Annotated in this window: 20 protein-coding genes and 2 tRNA genes; 11 read left to right on the top strand and 11 right to left on the bottom strand. The window is 60.8% G+C overall.

Annotation, left to right across the window (positions count from 1 at the left end; genetic code table 11):
• Window positions 1–86 precede the first annotated feature (86 nt).
• Entirely contained in the window at window positions 87–1040 is a 954-nt protein-coding gene (gene cysD / locus BN77_RS08980; protein WP_007530772.1) for a sulfate adenylyltransferase subunit CysD, read from the top strand.
• A gap of 1 nt (window position 1041) precedes the next feature.
• The gene (gene cysN, locus BN77_RS08975) at window positions 1042–2529 is read left to right on the top strand and encodes a sulfate adenylyltransferase subunit CysN (RefSeq protein WP_007530770.1); all 1488 of its coding nucleotides are present in this window, start codon (window positions 1042–1044) and stop codon (window positions 2527–2529) included.
• Window positions 2530–2573: 44 nt separating this feature from the next.
• Here the strand turns inward: cysN and BN77_RS08970 are convergent, their stop codons facing one another.
• Both BN77_RS08970 and BN77_RS08960 read right to left on the bottom strand, forming a co-directional pair.
• Window positions 2574–4412, bottom strand: a complete 1839-nt coding sequence (locus BN77_RS08970; protein WP_007530768.1) for an ABC transporter ATP-binding protein — start codon at window positions 4410–4412, stop codon at window positions 2574–2576.
• Window positions 4413–4676: 264 nt separating this feature from the next.
• Entirely contained in the window at window positions 4677–5498 is an 822-nt protein-coding gene (locus BN77_RS08960; RefSeq protein ID WP_007530763.1) for a bifunctional allantoicase/(S)-ureidoglycine aminohydrolase, read from the bottom strand.
• 125 nt (window positions 5499–5623) lie between these two features.
• Between BN77_RS08960 and BN77_RS08955 the strand changes: the two genes are divergently transcribed.
• On the top strand, window positions 5624–5839 hold the full coding sequence (locus BN77_RS08955) for a hypothetical protein (protein WP_007530760.1): 216 nt from the start codon (window positions 5624–5626) through the stop codon (window positions 5837–5839).
• 81 nt (window positions 5840–5920) lie between these two features.
• On the opposite strand, the gene BN77_RS08950 is transcribed toward BN77_RS08955, so the two are convergent.
• Both BN77_RS08950 and BN77_RS08945 read right to left on the bottom strand, forming a co-directional pair.
• Complete coding sequence (locus BN77_RS08950) at window positions 5921–6154, bottom strand: hypothetical protein (protein WP_007530758.1); 234 nt, start codon at window positions 6152–6154, stop codon at window positions 5921–5923.
• Between the two features lie 221 nt (window positions 6155–6375).
• Window positions 6376–6452, bottom strand: a tRNA-Pro gene (locus BN77_RS08945).
• A 270-nt stretch (window positions 6453–6722) separates the two neighbouring features.
• On the opposite strand from BN77_RS08945, the gene BN77_RS08940 reads away from it, so the two are divergent.
• Both BN77_RS08940 and BN77_RS33440 read left to right on the top strand, forming a co-directional pair.
• The gene (locus BN77_RS08940; protein WP_007530756.1) at window positions 6723–7136 is read left to right on the top strand and encodes a hypothetical protein; all 414 of its coding nucleotides are present in this window, start codon (window positions 6723–6725) and stop codon (window positions 7134–7136) included.
• Between the two features lie 239 nt (window positions 7137–7375).
• The gene (locus BN77_RS33440; protein WP_007530754.1) at window positions 7376–7537 is read left to right on the top strand and encodes a hypothetical protein; all 162 of its coding nucleotides are present in this window, start codon (window positions 7376–7378) and stop codon (window positions 7535–7537) included.
• 93 nt (window positions 7538–7630) lie between these two features.
• Here the strand turns inward: BN77_RS33440 and BN77_RS08935 are convergent.
• Window positions 7631–7705 (bottom strand) — tRNA-Gln (locus tag BN77_RS08935).
• 160 nt (window positions 7706–7865) lie between these two features.
• Between BN77_RS08935 and BN77_RS08930 the strand changes: the two genes are divergently transcribed.
• Genes BN77_RS08930 through BN77_RS08920 form a run of 3 tightly spaced genes read left to right on the top strand, consistent with a single transcriptional unit; the run spans window position 7866 to window position 9534 of the window.
• On the top strand, window positions 7866–8162 hold the full coding sequence (locus BN77_RS08930; protein ID WP_007530752.1) for a cupin domain-containing protein: 297 nt from the start codon (window positions 7866–7868) through the stop codon (window positions 8160–8162).
• Entirely contained in the window at window positions 8163–9080 is a 918-nt protein-coding gene (locus BN77_RS08925; protein WP_007530750.1) for an MBL fold metallo-hydrolase, read from the top strand.
• A gap of 4 nt (window positions 9081–9084) precedes the next feature.
• Window positions 9085–9534, top strand: a complete 450-nt coding sequence (locus BN77_RS08920; protein WP_007530749.1) for a thiol-disulfide oxidoreductase DCC family protein — start codon at window positions 9085–9087, stop codon at window positions 9532–9534.
• 42 nt (window positions 9535–9576) lie between these two features.
• Here the strand turns inward: BN77_RS08920 and BN77_RS08915 are convergent, their stop codons facing one another.
• Window positions 9577–10485: a DUF1499 domain-containing protein gene (locus BN77_RS08915; RefSeq protein WP_007530747.1), complete on the bottom strand. Its 909-nt coding sequence runs from the start codon at window positions 10483–10485 to the stop codon at window positions 9577–9579.
• A gap of 218 nt (window positions 10486–10703) precedes the next feature.
• Here BN77_RS08915 and BN77_RS08910 point away from each other — a divergent pair, with 218 nt between their 5' ends.
• The gene (locus BN77_RS08910) at window positions 10704–11090 is read left to right on the top strand and encodes a hypothetical protein (RefSeq protein ID WP_007530744.1); all 387 of its coding nucleotides are present in this window, start codon (window positions 10704–10706) and stop codon (window positions 11088–11090) included.
• A 16-nt stretch (window positions 11091–11106) separates the two neighbouring features.
• On the opposite strand, the gene BN77_RS08905 is transcribed toward BN77_RS08910, so the two are convergent.
• Window positions 11107–11352: a hypothetical protein gene (locus BN77_RS08905; protein WP_007530741.1), complete on the bottom strand. Its 246-nt coding sequence runs from the start codon at window positions 11350–11352 to the stop codon at window positions 11107–11109.
• 173 nt (window positions 11353–11525) lie between these two features.
• Here BN77_RS08905 and BN77_RS34710 point away from each other — a divergent pair, with 173 nt between their 5' ends.
• Window positions 11526–11801 carry a hypothetical protein gene (locus tag BN77_RS34710; RefSeq protein ID WP_051177175.1) on the top strand — a complete coding sequence of 92 codons (276 nt, stop codon included), beginning with the start codon at window positions 11526–11528 and terminating at the stop codon, window positions 11799–11801.
• Here BN77_RS34710 and ppdK read toward each other — a convergent pair.
• The 4 genes from ppdK to BN77_RS08880 all read right to left on the bottom strand — a co-directional run bounded on the left by ppdK (window position 11734) and on the right by BN77_RS08880 (window position 19719).
• A complete protein-coding gene (gene ppdK, locus BN77_RS08895; RefSeq protein ID WP_007530736.1) occupies window positions 11734–14451 on the bottom strand; it encodes a pyruvate, phosphate dikinase in 2718 nt (905 codons plus the stop codon). The two genes, BN77_RS34710 and ppdK, sit on opposite strands and share 68 nt — an antisense overlap.
• A gap of 386 nt (window positions 14452–14837) precedes the next feature.
• A complete protein-coding gene (locus tag BN77_RS08890) occupies window positions 14838–18299 on the bottom strand; it encodes a chromosome segregation SMC family protein (RefSeq protein WP_007530733.1) in 3462 nt (1153 codons plus the stop codon).
• 78 nt (window positions 18300–18377) lie between these two features.
• Window positions 18378–19070 carry a DsbA family protein gene (locus tag BN77_RS08885; protein ID WP_007530731.1) on the bottom strand — a complete coding sequence of 231 codons (693 nt, stop codon included), beginning with the start codon at window positions 19068–19070 and terminating at the stop codon, window positions 18378–18380.
• A 160-nt stretch (window positions 19071–19230) separates the two neighbouring features.
• A complete protein-coding gene (locus tag BN77_RS08880) occupies window positions 19231–19719 on the bottom strand; it encodes a DUF721 domain-containing protein (RefSeq protein ID WP_007530728.1) in 489 nt (162 codons plus the stop codon).
• A gap of 97 nt (window positions 19720–19816) precedes the next feature.
• Here BN77_RS08880 and mutY point away from each other — a divergent pair, with 97 nt between their 5' ends.
• Window positions 19817–20908: an A/G-specific adenine glycosylase gene (mutY, locus tag BN77_RS08875; protein WP_007530726.1), complete on the top strand. Its 1092-nt coding sequence runs from the start codon at window positions 19817–19819 to the stop codon at window positions 20906–20908.
• Window positions 20909–20910 lie beyond the last annotated feature (2 nt).

Genomic DNA, 20910 nt, shown 5'->3' with positions numbered 1-20910 from the left:
GGCTTTCGCCTGCGCTCCTCGAAGTCTGAAATGCACCTCATTCCGTAAGCCTCCCTTACCGGTATGATCGAAGTCTGGAGTTAGAAATGCCCGATAGTCGTCCGGATGCGGAACTCGACAATCCGCGGATCACGAAGCCGCCGCTTGACCCACATTTGAAGGCGCTGGAAAACGAGTCGATCCACATCTTCCGCGAAGTGGCTGCCGAATTCGAGCGGCCCGTCATGCTTTACTCGATCGGCAAGGACTCGTCGGTCTTGTTGCACCTTGCACGCAAGGCCTTCTATCCCGGTCGCGTCCCCTTCCCGCTGCTGCACGTCAACACCGGTTGGAAATTCCGCGAGATGATCGCGTTTCGCGATGAAACCGCGAAGAAATACGACCTCGACCTGATCGAGCATATCAATCCGCGCGGCGCGGCTGAAAACGTGACACCATTCACCCATGGCTCGGCGGCCTTCACCGACATCATGAAGACCGAAGGCTTACGCCAGGCACTCGATGCCGGTCAGTTCGATGCCGCCTTCGGCGGTGCCCGACGGGACGAGGAAGCAAGCCGCGCCAAGGAGCGCATCTATTCCTTCCGCACGCCCGACCATCGCTGGGATCCGCGCAACCAGCGCCCGGAACTCTGGAACATCTACAACGGCCAGATCCGCAAAGGCGAAAGCGTTCGTGTCTTCCCGCTCTCCAACTGGACCGAAGTCGACATCTGGCGCTATATCCAGGCTGAGGACATTCCGCTGGTACCGCTCTACTACGCCAAGAAGCGCCCCTATGTTGAGCGCGATGGCATGATGATTCTCGCAGAGGATCCTCGGCTGGAACTGCTTCCCGGCGAAGTGCGCCAGGAAGGCATGATCCGTTTCCGCACCCTTGGCGACTTTCCGCTGACGGGCGCCATCCCATCGAAGGCGACCACGCTCGAAGAGGTGATTGCCGAACTCGAAATTGCCACTGTCTCCGAACGCCAGGGCCGGGCCATCGACCGCGACCAGTCCGGCTCCATGGAGAAAAAGAAGCGTGAAGGATATTTCTGAGATGACCGCAGCCGTAACCGCCGCACACGCCCTTGCCGTGCCCGCCGCAGAACCAGCGACGGCAACACGCGACTCGCGACCGCTGCGTCTCATCACCTGCGGCAGCGTCGACGATGGGAAGTCCACCCTGATTGGTCGCCTGCTCTGGGACACCAAGGCGGTCAAGGAGGACCAGGCCGCCACGCTGCAGCGCGATTCCACCGGCAAGCAGAACGATCTTGGCCTGCCCGATTTTGCGCTGCTGCTCGACGGACTGCAGGCCGAGCGCGAACAGGGCATCACCATCGACGTCGCCTATCGCTACTTCTCGACCGACAAGCGCTCCTTCATCGTTGCCGACACCCCTGGCCACGAGCAGTACACCCGTAACATGGCAACCGGTGCATCCACCGCCGATCTCGCCGTGCTCCTAGTCGACGCACGCGCAGGCATTTTGGAGCAGACGCGCCGCCACGCGACGATCGCCTCGCTGCTCGGCATCAAGCAGTTCGTGCTTGCAGTCAACAAGATCGACCTGACGAACTATGACCGTTCCGGCTTCGAGAAGATCACGCACGAATTCCGCGAATTCGCGCTGTCGCTCGGCGTCAAGCAGATCACCGCGATCCCGATGTCGGCTCTGAAGGGCGAGAACGTCGTCTACTCCGGCGAAGCCTCGATGCCTTGGTACGCGGGCCCGACGCTGGTCGAAACCCTTGAGCTTGCCACCGTCCGCTCCTCGCAGGCAACCGGCTTCCGCTTCTCCGTGCAGCGCGTGTCGCGCCCCGGCGAAAGCTTCCGCGGTTACCAGGGCACGGTTGCCGGCGGCTCCGTCAAACCGGGTGATAGCGTCATGATCCTGCCGTCGGGCATGGTCGCCAACGTCTCCAAGATCGTTACCTTCGATCTGGTACGCAACGCCGCCGTTGCAGGCGACGCGATCACGCTGGTTCTCGACCGGCAGGTGGACGTCGCGCGCGGTGACATGATCGTCTCGATCGACAGCCAGCCGCAGGTCGGCCTTGCGTTCGACGCGCAGATCGTCGCGCTGCAGCCGGAAGGCATCGAAGCCGGAAAGCGCTATTGGCTGAAGAGCGGCAGCCGTCGTCAGCGTGTGCAGGTGCAGCCGGTGGCGCAACTCGAACTGAAGACGGGCGCCTGGGCTCCTGTCGATACGCTTTACATGAATGCGATCGGCAAGGTGCGCCTCGCCTTTGACGAGCAGGCGATCTTCGATCCTTACGAGCAGAACCGGGCATCCGGCTCTTTCATTTTGATCGACCCCGACACCAACAACACGGTGGCAGGCGGCATGGTCAGCGGGAAGCGCAGCGAATTGGGCGGCATCCACGGCGGCGACGCCCGCGTGATCCTGTCGCTGCCGGCCGATCTCGCTGATCAGATCATGGCGAGCGAACTCTTCGCCAACCGCCGCCACGAGGCGGAGGTTCGGCGCATGACGGCCGCCCAGGCCGCCGATCTCTGGTCGAACGCGGCAAGCGATATCTGACGAGGGTTTCGTCGTGGCTCGCTCAAATGAAGCGGCCACGACTTCTACATGCTCGCCTGCACCCGGTGCAGATTGGCATAGACCCCCTCATAGGCCATGAGATCCTCATGGGTTCCGTGCTCCACGATACCATCGCCTGTGAGAACCAGAATGCGGTCGGCGTGGCGAACGGTCGAGAGACGGTGGGCGATCACCAGCGTGGTTCTTCCTTCCGCCAAGCTCAGCAAAGCGCGCTGCACTGCACGTTCGCTCTCGTTATCCAGCGCACTGGTCGCTTCATCGAAAATCAGGATCGCCGGGTCCTTGAGGAAAACGCGAGCGATCGTGAGACGCTGGCGCTGACCTCCCGAAAGCTTGAGGCCGCGTTGACCAATATCGGTATCGTAGCCATCTGGAAGGGCCATGATGAAGTCATGCGCATTCGCGGCACGAGCGGCAGCCACCACTTCGGCATCGGTTGCATCCGGCCGTCCGTAGCGGATGTTCTCCGCTATCGTGCCCGCAAACAGGTAGACGTCTTGCTGGACAGTGCCGATGTGGCGTCGCAGCGACGCCAACGTCACATCGCGAACGTCGACGCCATCGATGCGGATCCTCCCAGCCTGGATATCGTAGAAGCGTGGGATCAGTGCACAAAGCGTACTCTTGCCCACACCTGAAGGACCGACCAAAGCCACGAATTCGCCCGGCGCTATGGTCAGAGAAACATTGTCGAGAACAGTGGCGCCGTCGTCAGCATAGCCGAACGTGACCTCAGAGAAGCAGATTTCGCCACGTTGAACCGACAAAGGCCGGGCTTCTGGCCGGTCCGTGATGTCAGGTGCGATCTCCAGTATCTCCATGGCCCTGACGAAGCCGGTGTAGCCTTCCTGCCAAAGACGCACGAAGTTGGTCAACCGCCTTACGGGATCGACCAACACCGCCACGCAGAGCAGGAACGTAAGCAGGTCGGCGACGGTGAGCTCCGCCGTCAGGATACGGAGAGCCCCGACAACGATGACTAGGATGGTGATGAGCTGCGCGAAAGTCTCCGTGCCGACGGAGAACCAAGCTTCGCTGCGATAGCCGTCAGCGCGGCTCTGGAGAAAGCCTTCATTGAGATCGGCGAAACGCTCTTTCTCCTTGGCCTCGTTGGCAAAGGACTGGACGACACGAATGCCGGCCAGAGCATCCTCGACACGCTCGTTGACGGCGGCAATCTGTTGTTTGCTGGCGTCAAGCGCCCGGTTCATGCGTCGATTGAAATGGAACGCATAGGCGATTGCCAGCGGTGTGAGCAGAAGGATGATGCCAGCCAACGGAGGATCGATGAAGAACAGGACAGCCATTGCCCCGCCATATTTGAGCACAGCAATCGAGAGATCCTCGGGGCCATGGTGGAATAGCTCACCCAGCCACAGTGAATCATTGGTGATGCGGCTCATCAGCTGTCCGGTGCGCTGCGTATCGTGGAAGCTGAACGAGAGCTTCTGGCAATGCTCGAAGAGCTCCTGGCGAACCGCTGCCTCAATCCGGGCGCCCATGACATGCCCCTGATAGTCGACAAAGAAGATCGCGACGCTCTGGACCCCCAGGATCGCGAGCATAGCGGAGCCGATAACGAGGATTTCGCCGAAGGCCTGCGGCGTATCGGTTAACGTCAGGAGGTAACGCGAAACGTAGTTGGCGCATAGCGGCAAAGCTACCGCCGTGCCAGCAACAAGAATTGCGCAGAACAAGTCCGCCAGCAGCAAAGGCAAGTGCGGTCGATAGTAGGAGAGGAACTTGCGCCAGCGCGAACGCCGGCGCTCACGGTCGGCATTGTTCTGCTGGGTCTGGAAGAACCAAAGAGAGGGCTTATGGCGTGGCGTGCTTTTCCTTGCGCGCAGGAACCGAGAAATCATGAAGCGACATGTCCTTGTGGTCGATGTTTCCTTTCTGGTTGGACATGATCTTTTTCATGATGGTCTCCCGAAGCTGCAGGAATTGAAGCCCGAGCATCGCAGACAAGTGCGGCCTTCTCAATATCGGAGCTGGAGAAAGGTGCTGGATGTCATCTGCGCGCAACAGTCGGCGCTGGCGTCGCCATAATGCAAAGCCAGCGCTAGTATGTCAGTTCGTATGCCAGGTCGTGCCGGACCGCCCTGATTGCCGCCTCGCCCGCTCGCCTACCACAGCGGCATGTGGCGATTGACGTCCTTGTAGAGCAGGTAGCGGAAGCGGCCGGGACCGCCAGCGTAGCAGGCCTGCGGGCAGAAGGCGCGCAGCCACATGAAGTCGCCGGCTTCCACCTCGACCCAATCCTTATTGAGACGGTAGACGGCCCTGCCCTCGAGCACATAGAGGCCGTGCTCCATGACATGCGTTTCCATGAAGGGGATCACCCCGCCTGGCTCGAAGGTGACGATGGTGACGTGCATATCGTAACGCAGATCAGCCGGATCGATGAAGCGGGTTGTGGCCCAGGCGCCATTCGTATCGGGCATCGGCTGCGGCGGATGATTTTCCTCATGGGTGAAGATCGCTGGCGGCGGCTCCTGCCCTTCGACCTCCTGGAAGGCTTTGCGGATCCAGTGGAATTTCACCGGTGCTGCGCTCTTGTTCCACAGTGTCCAGCGGGAGCCGGCAGGAAGGAAAGCGAAGGAACCCGGGCGCATCGCATGCGAGGCACCATCGAACTCCACGATCATCTCGCCCTCGACGACGAAGAGCGTGCCTTCGGCACGCTTCTCCGGCTCAGGCCGATCGCTGCCACCGCCTGGCTGCACTTCCATGATGTACTGCGAAAACGTTTCGGAAAAGCCGGTCATCGGCCGGGAGATCACCCAGGCCCGCGTGCCTTCCCAGTGCGGAAAGTAGCTGGTGACGATATCCGTCATCACAGTGCGGGGGATCACCGCATAGGCCGTGGTGAACACGGCTTTGCTGGACAGGAGTTCGGTCTGCGGCGGCAGACCACCCATGTTGGAATAGAGGTTCGAGCTGCTCATTGGTTCACTTTTCACCGGCCGGGATTGTCAATCTGCTTTAAGCGCCGCATCTCTTCTAGGCAACCTTTAGATTGCTGCCACCGTGGCGGAATGTCCGCGGCGCCTGGCCAGGCAGGAGGGATGAGATGACTCTGAAAAAAATTCGCGAAGAGTATGTTCAAAGAGTCAAGGAGTACGAGGACAATCTGAAGTCCATGACCGAGAATGAGGTGAAGCACTTTCGCTCCGAAGGTGACGGCCCTCTCTCCGACATAACGGAGCAGATACGCAACGAGTATCATCGGCACATTGAGACCTATGCTGCCTTGATTGCCCAGATCGATGCCATTCTCGGGGCTTGAGGCTCGGATGTGCCGGCACTGAAGCACGGGCCGCCCGCTCGGGCGCAACGGAGAGCGACACCCTTGGGGTTAAGGCCGCCATCAGGCAATTCTGGCGAGCCTGACATCGGTGTCGTCGGCTAATATCTCAGCTTGCGCAACGGAGACGTTTGCCGATGCCATCAACAGCAGGCACAAGCCGACCGCGCGCGGCACTTCGGCTTCGCCCGACGCCCAGCGACGCGTCGTCAGCTGATCCACACCAAAGAGCTTTTCGACACCAGCGGCGCTCAGTCCCGTAACAGCAACCGCAGCTTTGTATTCTGAGGCTTTCATGCACTGTTCCCCGCCCGCTCGAAGCGCGCTTACTCTGATATATCTTCATGTGAAGGCGGGTACTTTAGTTTTCCCTTATTTTTATGGATACCGATACGCGACATTTGTGCGCCTATTTGCGACGCAATCGCCGCGACGTATCGTTCGGGTGCATTGGGAAAACAGCCCAGGAAGGCTCTTCTGCAGGCAAAAGAATAAAGCCCCCACGCGGGCTTTTCGGCTGGTCGGAGTGGAGTGATTCGAACACTCGACCCCCACGTCCCGAACGTGGTGCGCTACCAGACTGCGCTACACTCCGTGACCAGCGGCGCCTCTATAGACCGGCCCATTCCGTTTCGCAAGCACCAAAATTCAAAAGCCTGCGCATTTTTTTCAAGCATGATGGCGCACCCCGTAGCAGGCCTAAGTGGAACAAAAAGACACACTTGCGGCAAATTTTGCGATTGCGAAGGCGGGCCGATTTTCTTTTGCCGGGTTCCGCGCTAAAGCGCTCGCGGGACAAGCGGAAACCGCTGCAGGCCAGCGATTCCCGCCGTCGAATGCGCGACAACTTTTCAGGGACGATAGAATGAAACTCCGCACCTTTGCCGCGGCTGGGCTTGCCATTGCGCTTGCCGGCTGCACAACGATTCCGACTTCCGCCGATCCGATCTCCAGCCGCTGGGTTGGCCAGTCTGCCGGCAAGTTTTTTGCCGCCTTCGGTCCGCCGATCAATGACATCGAAAACGACGGCGGCGTCACCTACACCTGGAAGGGCGGCTACAAGACGGTCCGCACCCCGGCGAAGTACGCAGACGGTGCGGATGGCAAGCGAGGCAAGCAGATCTCGGCCGCCCGCACGCAGTACCTGCGCTGCCAGGCCGAAATCGTCACCAACGCTGACTACACGATCCGCAGCATTCACGTCGTCGGCGATATCCCGGGCGTGAACGGCCCCTCCTATTGCGCCGAGTTCCTGGCGCCGACACAGCCTGCGCAGTAATGAACGGCAGAGGAAGCAAAGTTGGAAGGCGGCCCTTGGGTCGCCTTTTTTTGTACTCAAGACCGATTGGGCCCCATACGTGACTTCAGTTCGCGACACCCGCGATACGAGGTTTCGACTTGCTGGTGTCCTTCCCGAGAGGGGTCAGTTCATCTCGGAGATGGGGTATTCGGCCTTCGCCGCATGATGTGAACTTTGTTCTATGAGGCTGCCCAAATCCTCCTGGCGCGCGTGAGGAAATGATCGTCGCTGAAGCCCTGGGCGATGAAGAGCTCGAGCGGCGCGGCATGGCGAAAGGAAAAGTCGCACCGGCTCGTGGCTTAGAGGTCGCCATGTATCGCATGTGGCTCGACGGCACCGAATTCATATCTGGCCGACAGCTTATGGATTACGATCCGTAATACTTCGAGACAATACAGGTAGGCTTGAACCTTTACCGAACTCTTCGGTCCAAAAAGTATTACCTATGTCTCCGGGCTGGACAAGAAGTTCAATGGCTGGGGCGCCAGGATTCGAACCTGGGAATGCCGGTACCAAAAACCGGTGCCTTACCGCTTGGCGACGCCCCACCAGAGCTTGAAAGCGGAGACCGCTTGCCAAATCGACGCCTGCTTAGCAAAGCTCGCCTGACGTCACAATCATTAAGTTTCGGGCCATCGCATATTTCTGTGCGCTTTTTGCGTCGCCATGCTAGGTCTCGCGTCAGCCGTCCAGGACGATGGAGTAACAATGAGCCAGTACCGCGCCCGCCCGCCTGCCCTCGCAACCCTGCTGCTCGACGATGCCGTGGTTCGGATCACGCGTTGGGATTTCGAACCGGGTGCCGATACGGGCGTCCATACACATGGGATGGGCTATGTCGTCGTACCAATGACCGATTGCCAGTTTCTGCTGGAGGAAAAGAGCGGCAGCCGCAGGGTCGAAGTCACCAAGGGCGCGGCCTACCGGCGCGATGCCGGCACCGAGCACAATGTCGTCAATGCCGGCGATCAGCCGATGTCCTTCATCGAGATCGAATACAAGTAAATGGCAAGTCCCGAGTTCAATTTGGCGTTCGAGCCTTCTTACGGCCAAGCTGTGCCGGTTGCGCCAGGCGTGCAGCGCATAACGGTCCATAATCCGAGCGCCTTCACCTTCCACGGCACCAACAGCTACATCGTCGGGCATGGCTCCGTTGCGGTCATCGATCCAGGCCCCGAGGACGAAGGGCATTTCCAGGCATTGACGGCGGCGCTTGCCGGACGCGAGGTCACCCATATCTTCGTCAGCCATACCCACCGCGACCACTCGCCGCTGTCGCGTCGCGTGCAGGCGGCAACCGGCGCGCAGATCGTCGCGCAGGGGCCGCACCGCGCCGCCCGCCCGCTGCACCAAGGCGAGATCAATCCCTTCGCAGAGAGCTCGGACCTGGATTTCCGGCCCGATATTGCAATCGAAGATGGCGATACCATCGAAGGCGACGGATGGAGTCTGACGGGCGTGTTGACGCCCGGACATACCGCCAATCACGCGGCCTTCGCGCTCGAGGGTACAGGCATCCTGTTTTCCGGCGATCACGTCATGGGGTGGGCCACATCCATCGTCGCGCCGCCCGATGGATCGATGTCCGACTACATGACCTCTCTCGACAAGCTGATCGAGCGGCACGACCGCATCCTGCTCCCGGGGCATGGTGGTCCGGTGCGCAAGCCGATCTCGTTTATGCGCGCCCTAAAGACCCACCGGCGGATGCGCGAACGCGCCCTGCTCGACCGCATCCACGCCGGCGACAGGAACATCGCTGACATGGTGAAGGTGATCTATCGCGAGACTGATCCGCGCCTGCATGGCGCTGCCGCACTCTCAGTCCTCGCCCATATTGAGGATCTGGTGGAGCGAGGCGAGATCGAAACTGACGGACCACCTGCCCTGCTTGGCTCGTACAGACCGGCGACCCGGAGGTAGGGTCATGCACGGTCCTTACAGCTATCGTGCCGATCCCGGCGTAGCTTATTTTGCCGATGACAAACCTCTCATCGTCTTCGACGGCGAGTGCGTGTTCTGCTCCGCCTGGATCCAGTTCGTGCTCAGGCATGACACGGCGAAGCGTTATCGTTTCCTCGCTGCGCAGTCGCCGCTTGGCGAAGCGCTCTACCGGCACTACGGGCTGGATGGCCGCGACTATGAGACCAACCTTCTGATCGAAGACGGGCGCGCCTACTTCAAGTCTGGCGGGACGATCCGCATGGCTGCGGGCCTTGGCTTTCCCTGGTCCCTGGTGAAGGTCCTTCGGCTGCTGCCGCAGGGATTTGCCGACAGTGTTTACGAAGTTATCGCCCGCAATCGGCTTCGCATTGCCGGTCGACGCGCGACCTGCTTCGTACCGACACCTGAGCAGAGGGAACGCTTCTTGGCATAGGGGCACGAAGGCGGTTCACCAATTGCCAAAGGGCGGATGAGGCTAGCTGCCGGCGATGCCGAGCAGTTCGGAATCGAGAGCCTTCAGATATTCCTCGGCGATATCGGCACTGAGGCCAAGGTCGTGCGGGCCGTAGCGCGAGGCGACGCGAACATCGACGAGAGTGGTTTCCGCTTCCTCACGCAAGCGGATGACGACGTCGAAACGCAGACCAAGGACCAAGGTGCGGGTTTCGCCCTGCAGCGTTACGCCATTGGCCCGGCGAATCAGCTGCGCGACATCGTCGTCATAGGGCCGTGGCGTCGGGATAGGCACGGCCTCTGGCGCTTCGGCCACCGCGCCTTCGTCCGGCTGTTGCTTCATCGGCCGGTCTTCAAGATCACGGCTTGGCTCGCGATCGCCATCAGCGCGGGTGATGCGGATACCGCTTTGCTTTGCAACCTTCTTCACGGCCTCCAGCACGCGGTCGATCGCGCCGTCGTAGCGACGGCCTGTCAGTTCCGGATAGGCTTCGAGCTGCCTCTCGCGATCCTCAGCTGTCACCGCCGGTTGGCGCTTCAGCCAGATCTGATCGGCATTCGGCGTCTTCAGCCAATCGGGCGCGGAAACGAGATCGGTCGACACATCATATATGGGCGGTAGTGTGAAATAGCGCTCGGCCGCAATCCCGCCAATCGCGAGCGGAAGGGCCGCAAAAATCAAGGCTTTCAAGGCATCCAGCCCGCCTTCGGCGCCTGTCAGCCAAAGGCTGCGCAGCCCGGCGATCGCAAGCAGGGCCGCAAGCAGCGCGAAGCCGGCGGAGACCAAGAGAACCAGCACCAGATAGGGCGTGACAAGACCGGCAAAACGGTGACCAACCAGAGCCGCAACGCAAAGAACCAGGGCAAATGCTGCGAAGCGCCGCGAGAAGCGGGCAGCACTTGAAATGGGGCGGTCGAAACGGATTGCCATCAAACTTACCGGTTACTCGCAAGCGGCGCGTCCCGCATGAACGCGCAAAATCGCCCTCGACTTGTTTAGTGCAAAATTCGCCTAAATTGAAACTGTTGTGTCGACCTGCGGCACGCAATCCACGGAGAAGACGACAATGGCGTGCGTGAGCATTTTCTGATATTCCTTGATTTGCAGTTGTGTGTTTGCGTCGCACACCGACCCACAGGAGAAGGGCAATGATTGCACCGGAGCTCGCATCGGGGACCCAGGCGCCGGCACTCGGGCCAGCTGATCATGCAGATCCGCTTCTGCCGATAGAGCTGCTGGAACTGGAACTGTCGCTTGACGGATATGACGGCAAATCCGACTTCTGCGAAACGGTCCGCCTGGCCTCGGCCAAGGCCGGCGGAGAATTTCTCTTCGATCTTCCCGCAGAAGGGTTGATGGACGACTGCAAGCGAATCGCCGTGCTTCGCATCCCCTCACCTGGCCAGCAGATGCGCGTTGTTCTTGCCGTGCTCGACCACAACGGAACGGAAATCCGCATGGAAGCGCCCGACCACGCGACAGCCCATCTCGTCCGCTTCGCCGAAGCTTTCGTCAAAGTTCTCGAACGGTTCTGACCTAGCGTCTTCCGGGCTAGTCGCGCTGAGCGACCGATTCCGCCAAACTGCGGAACGGAAATTTGCGCCCGCATTCGCACTTGATCATGCTGGTCTCCTGATGATTGGACGCGCGCTGGATAAAGAAGCCGCGCGGCAGATGATCCACGCTGAAGCCGGGATGCTTGCGCTTCGGATCGTCGATTTCGGAGGCTTCGGCAAAGCCGCTGTTGCCGCATTGCGGGCAGGTCAGTTTCTTTGAGAATCGATCACGCAGTGCCATGCTTGCTTTTCCAATGTCATCTTAACCGCCTTCTTACAGACGATCCTCCGCGGACGAAAGCCACCGGCATCCAGGATGCATCCAAGACCACAATCCTTCAGCTCAAGTCATTGACTGTAGGCGGCGATTGGCGTCATCTGACGGTCCAGAATTTCGATTGCAAAGACACGCCGATGCGTCCGTTCTTCTTACCTCTTGCGCTTGCCGCTGCATCAATTGGCCTTTCGGACTGCCAATCAATGACGCCCGAAGAGCGACGTGCCGCCGATGAGGCACAATGCCTACATTACGGCTTCAGACGCGGCACGGACGGATTCGCAGGCTGCCTGCAGCGCATAGATCTCGACCGCCGCGCGCAGTCACGCTACAACAGCGACATGCTCATGATGCAGATGTCCTATGATCTCGACCATCCTTACTACGGCCATCGATACGGGCGCCATTGGTGATGACCGCCTGTGCCGCGGCTAACCGGGCGATCGGCACACGGAAGGGTGAACAGGACACGTAGTCCAATCCGATTTCCTCGCAGAAATGGATGGAGGCGGGATCGCCACCATGTTCGCCGCAGATTCCGAGCTTCATGTCGTTACGCGTGCGCCTGCCGCGTTCAGCGGCGATGCGGATCAGCTCGCCGACACCATCAAAATCCAGCGAAATGAAGGGATCGTGCTCTATGATCCCCTTACGCTGATAGGTCGGAATAAAGGCTGACGCATCGTCGCGGGAGATGCCGAAAGTCGTTTGCGTCAGGTCATTGGTGCCGAAGGAGAAGAATTCCGCAGCTTCCGCAATAATATGCGCCCGGAGGGCTGCACGTGGCAGCTCAATCATCGTGCCGACCAGGTAGTCGATCCGCATGCCGGCCTCCGCCGTGACATCCCGGGCGATGGCGTCGATGCGCTCCTTGACGTAGTCCAGCTCCGAGCGCAATCCGACGAGGGGCACCATGATTTCAGGCACGACGGCAGCACCCGTTTCATGGGCTGCCGCCACCGCCGCCTCGAAGATCGCGCGCGCTTGCATCTCGACGATCTCGGGATAGGAAATGGCCAGCCGACAACCGCGATGGCCGAGCATCGGATTGAATTCATGCAACGCATCGACGCGCTGGCGCAGCACCGCGGCGTCCATGCCCATTGCGGCGGAAACGTCAGCGATCTCGTCGTCTGTCTTCGGTAGGAATTCATGCAGCGGCGGATCAAGCAGGCGGATCGTCACCGGCAGGCCGTGCATGACATTGAACAGGCTGATGAAATCGTGCCGCTGCACCGGCAATAGGCTCTCCAACGCGGCGCGGCGGCCGGTTTCATCCTCCGCCAGGATCATCTCGCGCATCAGATGTATGCGGTCGCCCTCGAAGAACATGTGCTCGGTACGGCAAAGCCCGATGCCCTCAGCACCGAATGAGCGAGCCGCGCGCGCGTCGGCGGGCGTATCGGCATTGGTGCGCACGGTCATCCGACGCGCCCGGTCGGCCCATTGCATGATGCGCCCGAAATCGCCCGAAAGCTCGGGCTGGATCATCTGTACATCGCCCTTCAAGACCTGTCCCGCAGATCCATCAATGGTGATAACATCGCCCTTCTTCAGCGTGACGCCGACACCGATCAGCCGCTCGTTGCGCGCGTCAATGCGCATGCTTCCCGCCCCGACGACGCACGGGATGCCCATGCCGCGCGCGACAACGGCGGCGTGGCTGGTCATGCCGCCACGCGTCGTCAGTATGCCCTCTGCCGCATGCATGCCGTGAATGTCTTCCGGGCTTGTCTCGACGCGCAGCAGGATGACCTTGCGTCCCTCCTCCGAAGCTATGACGGCCTCCTCGGCCGTGAACACGATTTCGCCGGTTGCCGCGCCTGGAGATGCCGGCAGACCAGTACCGATGATCTCGCGCGATACGCGTGGATCGATCGTGGGGTGCAGGAGCTGATCCAGTGACGAGGGCTCGATGCGAAGCACGGCCTCTTCTTCGGTGATAAGCTTCTCATCCACCATGTCGACGGCGATCTTCATCGCAGCGCGCGTCGAGCGCTTGCCGGAGCGGGTCTGCAGCATCCAGAGCTTTCCGCGCTCGATGGTGAATTCGATGTCCTGCATGTCCCGATAATGCGCTTCAAGCTCGGAACAGATGCGCGACAGCTCCTTGAATGCATCCGGCATCAGCTTTTCCATCGATGGTCGTTCGGAACCGGAGCTGATACGGCCCTCCTCGGTGATGCTCTGCGGCGTGCGGATACCGGCGACGACATCCTCGCCCTGCGCGTTGACGAGGAATTCGCCGTAAAGCGACTTTTCGCCCGTCGACGGATTGCGAGTGAAGGCAACGCCGGTTGCGGATGAATTGCCGTGGTTGCCAAAGACCATCGCCTGGATGTTGACTGCCGTCCCCCAGCCTTCAGGAATATTGTGAAGCTGACGGTAGGTGACGGCGCGAGCGCTCATCCAGCTGGCGAAGACGGCCCCGACGGCGCCCCATAGCTGCACCTCGGGGTCCTGGGGAAACTCCTCGCCCAGTTCCTCCTCGATAATGCTTTTGTAGAGCGCGACTACGTGCTGCCATTCGCTGGCACTCAGTTCCGTGTCGAATTCATAGCCGAGGCGCGCCTTCTCGTCCTCGAGGATTTCCTCGAACACCTCGTGATCAAGCCGCATAACGACGTCGGCATACATCTGAATGAAACGGCGGTAGCTGTCCCAGGCAAAGCGCGCGTCGCCCGCATCGTGGCCAAGCGCTTGGACGGTTTCGTCGTTGAGGCCGAGATTAAGGACAGTGTCCATCATCCCTGGCATCGAAACCCGAGCTCCGGAGCGCACGGACAGCAGCAACGGCCGATCGCCCGCACCGAACCGTCGGCCCGTCGTTGCCTCGATGCATTCGATGCCGGCCCGGACCTGCGCTTTCAGGTCCTCGCCTATCTGTCGCCCGATCTTGTAGTAGGCAGAGCAGGCCTCGGCGATAATCGTTAGACCGGGAGGAACGGGAAGGCCAAGATTGCACATCTCCGCGAGGTTTGCGCCCTTGCCGCCCAAACGCTCGCCGTCGAGGGCGCTACCCTCTGCCTTACCGCTGCCAAATGTATAGACCCACTTGGTCATATTCCCCCCAACACCAAATCCGGATCAACTTAATCCGTTGGTGTTGAAATGAAAATCGACAAATGCGGCCGAAATGTTGCATCGCACAACAATGCGACGGACTGACGCGATAGGATGGGAAAAGCTTTGCGGGACTGCAACAAAGTCCCGCAAAGCCTTATGTCCGTCCGGCCAGGAAAACCGGACGGGGGGTTCCGCCCAAACGACTGCCGGGGCATATTGCTCCGAGCGCGTCGCGCAGGAAACTATGCAACCGACAACCTTTCGCGGTAATTCGACTGCGACAAGAAGCAATCTCTAATACAAGATCGGTACAAACACATTACCCGAATGGCGGAGATGCCCCATTCAGGCCGACTTTTTTTGGGCTATTCACAGTCGATTGCTCAGGCGATCTCACGCAGTTGTTCGGCGGTCTGAAGATCGACCGACACGAGCTGCGATACACCCTGCTCCGCCATCGTTACGCCGAACAGCCTGTTCATGCGCGCCATGGTGATCGGATTATGGGTGATGATGACGAAACGCGTCTCGGTGGAGGCAGCCATTTCGTCCATCAGGTTGCAATAGCGCTCGACGTTGTGGTCATCGAGCGGTGCGTCCACTTCGTCCAGCACGCAGATCGGGGCGGGATTGGTCAAGAAGACGGCAAAGATCAGCGCCATTGCCGTCAGCGCCTGCTCGCCGCCCGAAAGAAGCGTCATCGTCTGCGGCTTCTTGCCGGGCGGACGGGCAAGAATTTCCAAGCCGGCTTCAAGCGGATCATCGGATTCGATCAGCTGCAGTTCGGCGGTGCCGCCGCCGAAGAGATGGGTAAAAAGACGTTGAAACTGGCCGTTAACAACGTCGAAGGCGGCGAGAAGTCGCTCGCGCCCCTCACGATTGAGGCTCTGAATCGCGCCGCGCAATTTGCGGATCGCATCGATCACGTCGTCGCGCTCCTTGATCAGGGCCTCGAGCTTGCCGCTTAGTTCCTTCTGCTCTTCCTCGGCGCGCAGGTTGACCGCGCCAAGGCGCTCGCGCTCCATCTTGAGGCGTTCGAGTTCGCGCTCGACCTCGCGAAGATCAGGCGCTGTCTGCAGCGATTCCAGTCCGGCAATCCGAAGAGCCTCGTGTGGCGCAGCGTTCAGTGCCTCACGAATTCGGGCCTCGTTTTCCTGTCGCTTTTCGCGTGCCGAGACCAGCCGTTCTTCGGCGCGACCGCGACGCTCGCGGCTTTCGGCAAGTTCCGATAGTGCCGTCGCCGCCTTGTGGTCGGCGTCGCGCTGGACGAGCTCGGCTTCAGCAAGCACATCGGCCGCGTGGCGACGTGCTTCGTCAGCCTTCTGGAGTTCCGTCAGCAGCGCACGGCGCTTGTCGTCGAACTCATCGGGCGCCATTTCAAGCTCGGCTGCTTCCTCCCGCGCCTCCTCCTCGCGGTCACGAAGTGTGGCAATGTGATCCTCGGCGCTGGCAGCGCGCTGACGCCAGGTCTCGCGCTCCTGCCCGATGGCAATGATGCGGCGCTGACGGGCTTCGTTCTCGCGGTTTAGGCTTTCGTGGCGTGCCCGCGCCTCCGCGAGTGCACCACGATCGGTCGCAACCTCGGCCTGCTGCGCTCGAAGCCGTTCGTCGATCGCCGTCAAATCGGGAGCGTCTTCCAACTCGATCCGGGCGTTCTCTTCTTGGATCGAGAGATCTTCAACCTGGATCTGAAGTTGGCTGATTGCTTCTGCAATGACATCGCGCCTGCGGATGAGATCGCCCGAGGCTCGCTCGGCCGCTGTCAATGCTTCGCGAGCTTCGGCAAGTTGCCGCGCGGAGATACGGCTCTTCTCGCGCGCATCGGCGAGGCGCTCCTCCTGAACGCGAATGGAATCCACGGCACTCGCCAAGCGCTCTTCGGCTTCGTCGAGTATATCCCGGGCAAGCGCCGCTTCGCTTTCCAGTTCGGCGAGCCGGTTCTTCTGCGCCAGCTTCAGCGCGGCCGCACTCGGCGCATCCGCGCCGGTGACGTGACCGTCCCAGCGGTAGACGGCGCCTTGCTTGGTCACCAGGCGTTGGCCTGGCTTCAGGTCCTTCATCAGTGCCGCCGCATCCGAACCGGAGACGAGGCCGATCTGCTTCAGACGGCGCATCAGTGCCGCAGGAGCGCGAACATAATCGATCAGCGGCGTCACGCCGGCCGGCAGGGCCGGGTCCGCGGCACCGTCACCATTGCCGGACCAATGAACCGCCGCGTTGGGATCAAGAGGGGATTCGATATCGTCACCGAGCGCCGCACCCAGAGCCGTTTCGAAGCCGCGATCGACGCGAAGCTCATCGGCAACCGGTGCAAACTCGCCTGCGGCTGCGCCGGCCGCCAGCATGCGCGAAATGGTTCGGGCTTCCGTTTCGATGGCGTTCAGCTTCGCGCGCGCCTGATCGACCGGCGATCGGGAGAGAGCCTCGGTCTGGCGGGCAGCGGCCAAGGCGTGCTCGACGCCCTGGATTGCGGCTTCCGCCTCGGCAAGCGCTAGCTCGCCCGCCTCGACCACGGCCCGCTTCTCGTCCGGATCGGGCAGGCCGGCAATCTTCTCCCCGATAGCCTGCAGTTCGCGGTTGGCCTCGTCCATCTGTCGCTCAAGACGCATCTTGCGATCGGCGATATCGCGAATCGCGCGCTCGAGTTGGTTGCGCCCCGCCGCTGCCTCGGCGCGTTCCGCCGTCAGCGCAGTGAAAACGCGCTCGCTGTCTGTGAGCTTTGCCGCTGCCTCCTCGAAGGCCTCGCGCGTTTCTTCGGCAAAACGGCCGGAATCGGCGAGAATTTCGGTGATCTCGGCCTCTTCGGCGTCCAGACGTGCCAGGATTTCGGCATTGTCGGCAACCAGCCGTTCCTCGCGGCGGATGTCCTCGCCAAGCTGCGCAAGGCGGCGGGTCAGTTCATCGCGACGGCGCAGGATGCGATTGGCATCCTCCTCCAGCTGCGTCTTGGCGATCTGCAGGCGCTGCAGCGCGGCAGCGGCGCGCGCTTCACCTTCGCGCAGTTCCGGCAGCTTGAGGCTAGCAATACCTTGGGTCTTGGCGGCCTCCATCTGCATCTGTGCCTTTTCGGCGACAACGACGGTGGCCTGGTTGAGGGCGCTGTCGGCCTCGGCTTCCGCCTCCTTGGCCTGAACCCAGCGGATATGCAGAAGCAACGCCTCTCGCGCGCGGATATCGGCAGACAGGGACTTGAAGCGGTTTGCCTGACGGGCCTGCCGTTTCAAGCTCTCGATCTGGCTTTCCAGCTGCGAGGTCACGTCATCGAGGCGTTCCAGATTGCTTTCGGCGGCACGCAGACGAAGCTCGGCTTCGTGACGGCGCGAATGCAGGCCTGATATGCCCGCTGCCTCTTCAAGAAGCTGGCGGCGAGCCTGCGGCTTTGCCGAGATCAACTCGCCGATCCGCCCTTGGCCGACCATGGACGGGGAACGCGCCCCGGTGGATGCGTCGGCAAAAAGAAGCTGCACGTCCTTGGCACGGCTTTCCTTGCCGTTGATGCGATAGATCGAACCCTGCTCGCGCTCGATGCGGCGCGTGACCTGGATTTCGTCGCTATCGTTGAAGGCGGCGGGCGCCATACGCTCGGCATTATCGAGATAGAGCGCGACTTCGGCGGTATTGCGGGCGGGACGATTGCCAGAGCCGGAGAAAATGACGTCGTCCATGCCGGACGCACGCATGTTCTTGTATGAGTTTTCACCCATCACCCAGCGGAGCGCTTCGACGAGGTTCGACTTGCCACAGCCATTCGGCCCGACGATGCCAGTCAAGCCGCGCTCGATAATGAATTCGGTGGGTTCCACGAAGGATTTGAAGCCGACGACGCGAAGCTTGTTGAACTTCATGCCGTGTCCCCCCGCCGCATGAAGCTAACGACGGGCACACGGCTTCCGCCGTCGCCCGTCGATCGGATACGGTTCAGTTTAGAGCAGGCTGTCGATAAGGGCCGACATGGTGTCAACCGACATGTCTCCAGAATAGCGCTTCCCGTTGATGAGGAACGTCGGCGTGGCGTTGACGCCAAACTCCTTGGAACCCCTTTCCCGCGTTGCGTTCACTTGATCGAGCAGCTTCTGGTTCGTCAAGCACTTCGTAAAGCTATCCTCAGTAAATCCGGCAAGTTTGGACATCTGAAGCAATGCTGCGCGGCCGTCGTCAGCGGCAGCCCAGGTCTGTTGCTGCTTGAAGAGCATGGAGACCATCGGGAAATACTGTTCGGCCGTGCTCAATTCTTCCGGCTTGGAAGCGTTGCAGCGGGCCAACATGAAGGCGGCCGCTGCCCGAGGGTCGAACGGGAATTCGCGGATGATGAAGCGCACCTTGCCAGTGTCGACGTACTTCTTCTTGATCTCATCGAAGGTCGTCGTGTGGAAGTGGGCGCAGTGCGGGCACGTCATCGACATGTATTCGACGATCGTGACCGGGGCGTCTTCCTTGCCGAGCGCCATTTCCGGCAACTCACCGGGCTTCAGCACGGCAGCCATATCGACGTCGCCATCGGGCTTCGGCACTTCGGCCGCGGCATGCGCGGTGCTGAAAACGGCAAGCGTCGCAGTCGCAGCAGCCACGCCGCCCAGGAGCTGGCGTTTCGTCAGTTGCATTTCGGAAATCGACATGAAGTTCCCCATAGATGAGAGTAGTGGCTGACAGTGCGATATAACGGCTCGAAGCCCCGAACAAGGCACGGCTGGCCAACTTTCTTCAAAGAATTGTGACCTTGGTTGGACCGCCAGATTAAATTGCGTACAGAATTGCCACGGCAATACTTGAAAGGCGCTAGCGGCCTCGCTTCCCCAACACAGCCGTGCCGAGACGCTTTACCGCGTCACGCAGCTTGTCGCCTTCGATCCCTGTCATCATCTCGTCCAGCTTCGCAGCTGCCGCGCCCCTTAGCGGCGGGGGGGTACGAGTGCCCTTGACGGTCTGATAGACGGGCTTCTGGACGATGCGTATCTGGTGAACGGCGGCAAAGCCGAAGAAACTGTTGACCCGCTGGATCAGCTCGCCCTGTGCATGCGTCAGAAATAATGCCCGGGCGCCCTCGCAGGCGATGGTGAGCACACCGGGACGAAAACTACCGTCGTCATTGCCCCTCGCCCAAGCGATCTTTTCCGGTCGCGTGCAATCGGCAAACTCCTCGCCGGCGATCTCGTCCCATGATCCGAGCAGCGCCGTATTGATGCCGGCGCGCTTTGCCAGCACCGGATCGATCAACACATTCGTCAATTCGGAGATCTGCTTTTCACCTTTTCGTGGATAACTCATCGAAACCTTCACATCGCGCTGCCTTCAGGTGCCACTGCCTTGATCGCGCGGCATTGCTTCGCCAAGTATAGGGCACTTCCCCTCACGACGGCAAATAATGACACCGACGACACTGGACGCGCCCGCCGCCAAACCCCTTCTCGACTGGTATGACCGGCACCATCGCGATCTGCCTTGGCGCGTCTCGCCACCGATGGCGGCGCGTGGGATCAAGGTCGATCCCTATCACGTCTGGCTCTCAGAGGTGATGCTTCAGCAGACCACGGTGCCGGCGGTGAAACCCTACTTCGCCAATTTCCTGGCACGTTGGCCGACCGTGCGGGATCTCGCCGATGCGCCGAGCGAGGACGTGATGGCCGCCTGGGCGGGGCTGGGATACTACGCTCGCGCCCGTAACCTCAAGAAATGCGCCGAGGCTGTGGCGCGCCATCACGAGGGCGTCTTTCCTAATACCGAAGAAGGGCTGAAATCGCTTCCTGGCATCGGAGATTATACAGCCGCCGCAGTAGCCGCGATCGCTTTCGACCGGCCGGCAGTCGTCATGGATGGCAACGTCGAGCGGGTAATTTCGCGCCTCTATGCAATTGCCACGCCGCTGCCCAACGCCAAACCCTTGATGAAGCAGAAAGTGGCTCTGCTGACCCCGAAGGATCGGCCTGGCGATTTTGCGCAAGCAATGATGGACCTGGGTGCAACGATCTGCACGCCGAAGCGGCCTGCCTGTTCCCTCTGCCCGCTCCGTAAATCTTGCGAGGCGTTGCGCCTGCATGATCCCGAGCACTTTCCGATCAAGGCAGCCAAGAAGGAAAAGCCGATCCGCCAGGGAGCGGCTTTCATCGCGGTCACTGCAGATGGTGACATCCTTCTGCGACGGCGCATCGAAAGCGGTCTGCTCGGCGGTATGACCGAGGTGCCGACGACCAACTGGACGGCGCGGCAAGACGGAGAAACATCGGCTGCTGCCGCGCCCTTTTCAGCCCGGTGGGAGCGCTGCGGAACCGTGACACACGTCTTCACCCATTTCGAGCTCCGGCTGTCCATCTACCGCGTCGCGGTCCCCTCGCGAATTCAAATAGATAACGCTTGGTGGGAAGCAGTTACAAATCTTGACTCGCAGGCGTTGCCGACTGTCATGAAAAAAGCAATCACCGCGGCTATTCCGCTCGCGTTCAAACGTGCCAAGGATTAATC

It is taken from the genome of Rhizobium mesoamericanum STM3625, assembly GCF_000312665.1.
GTDB lineage: Bacteria > Pseudomonadota > Alphaproteobacteria > Rhizobiales > Rhizobiaceae > Rhizobium > Rhizobium mesoamericanum.
This window is presented reverse-complemented; position numbering and strand designations above follow the sequence as displayed.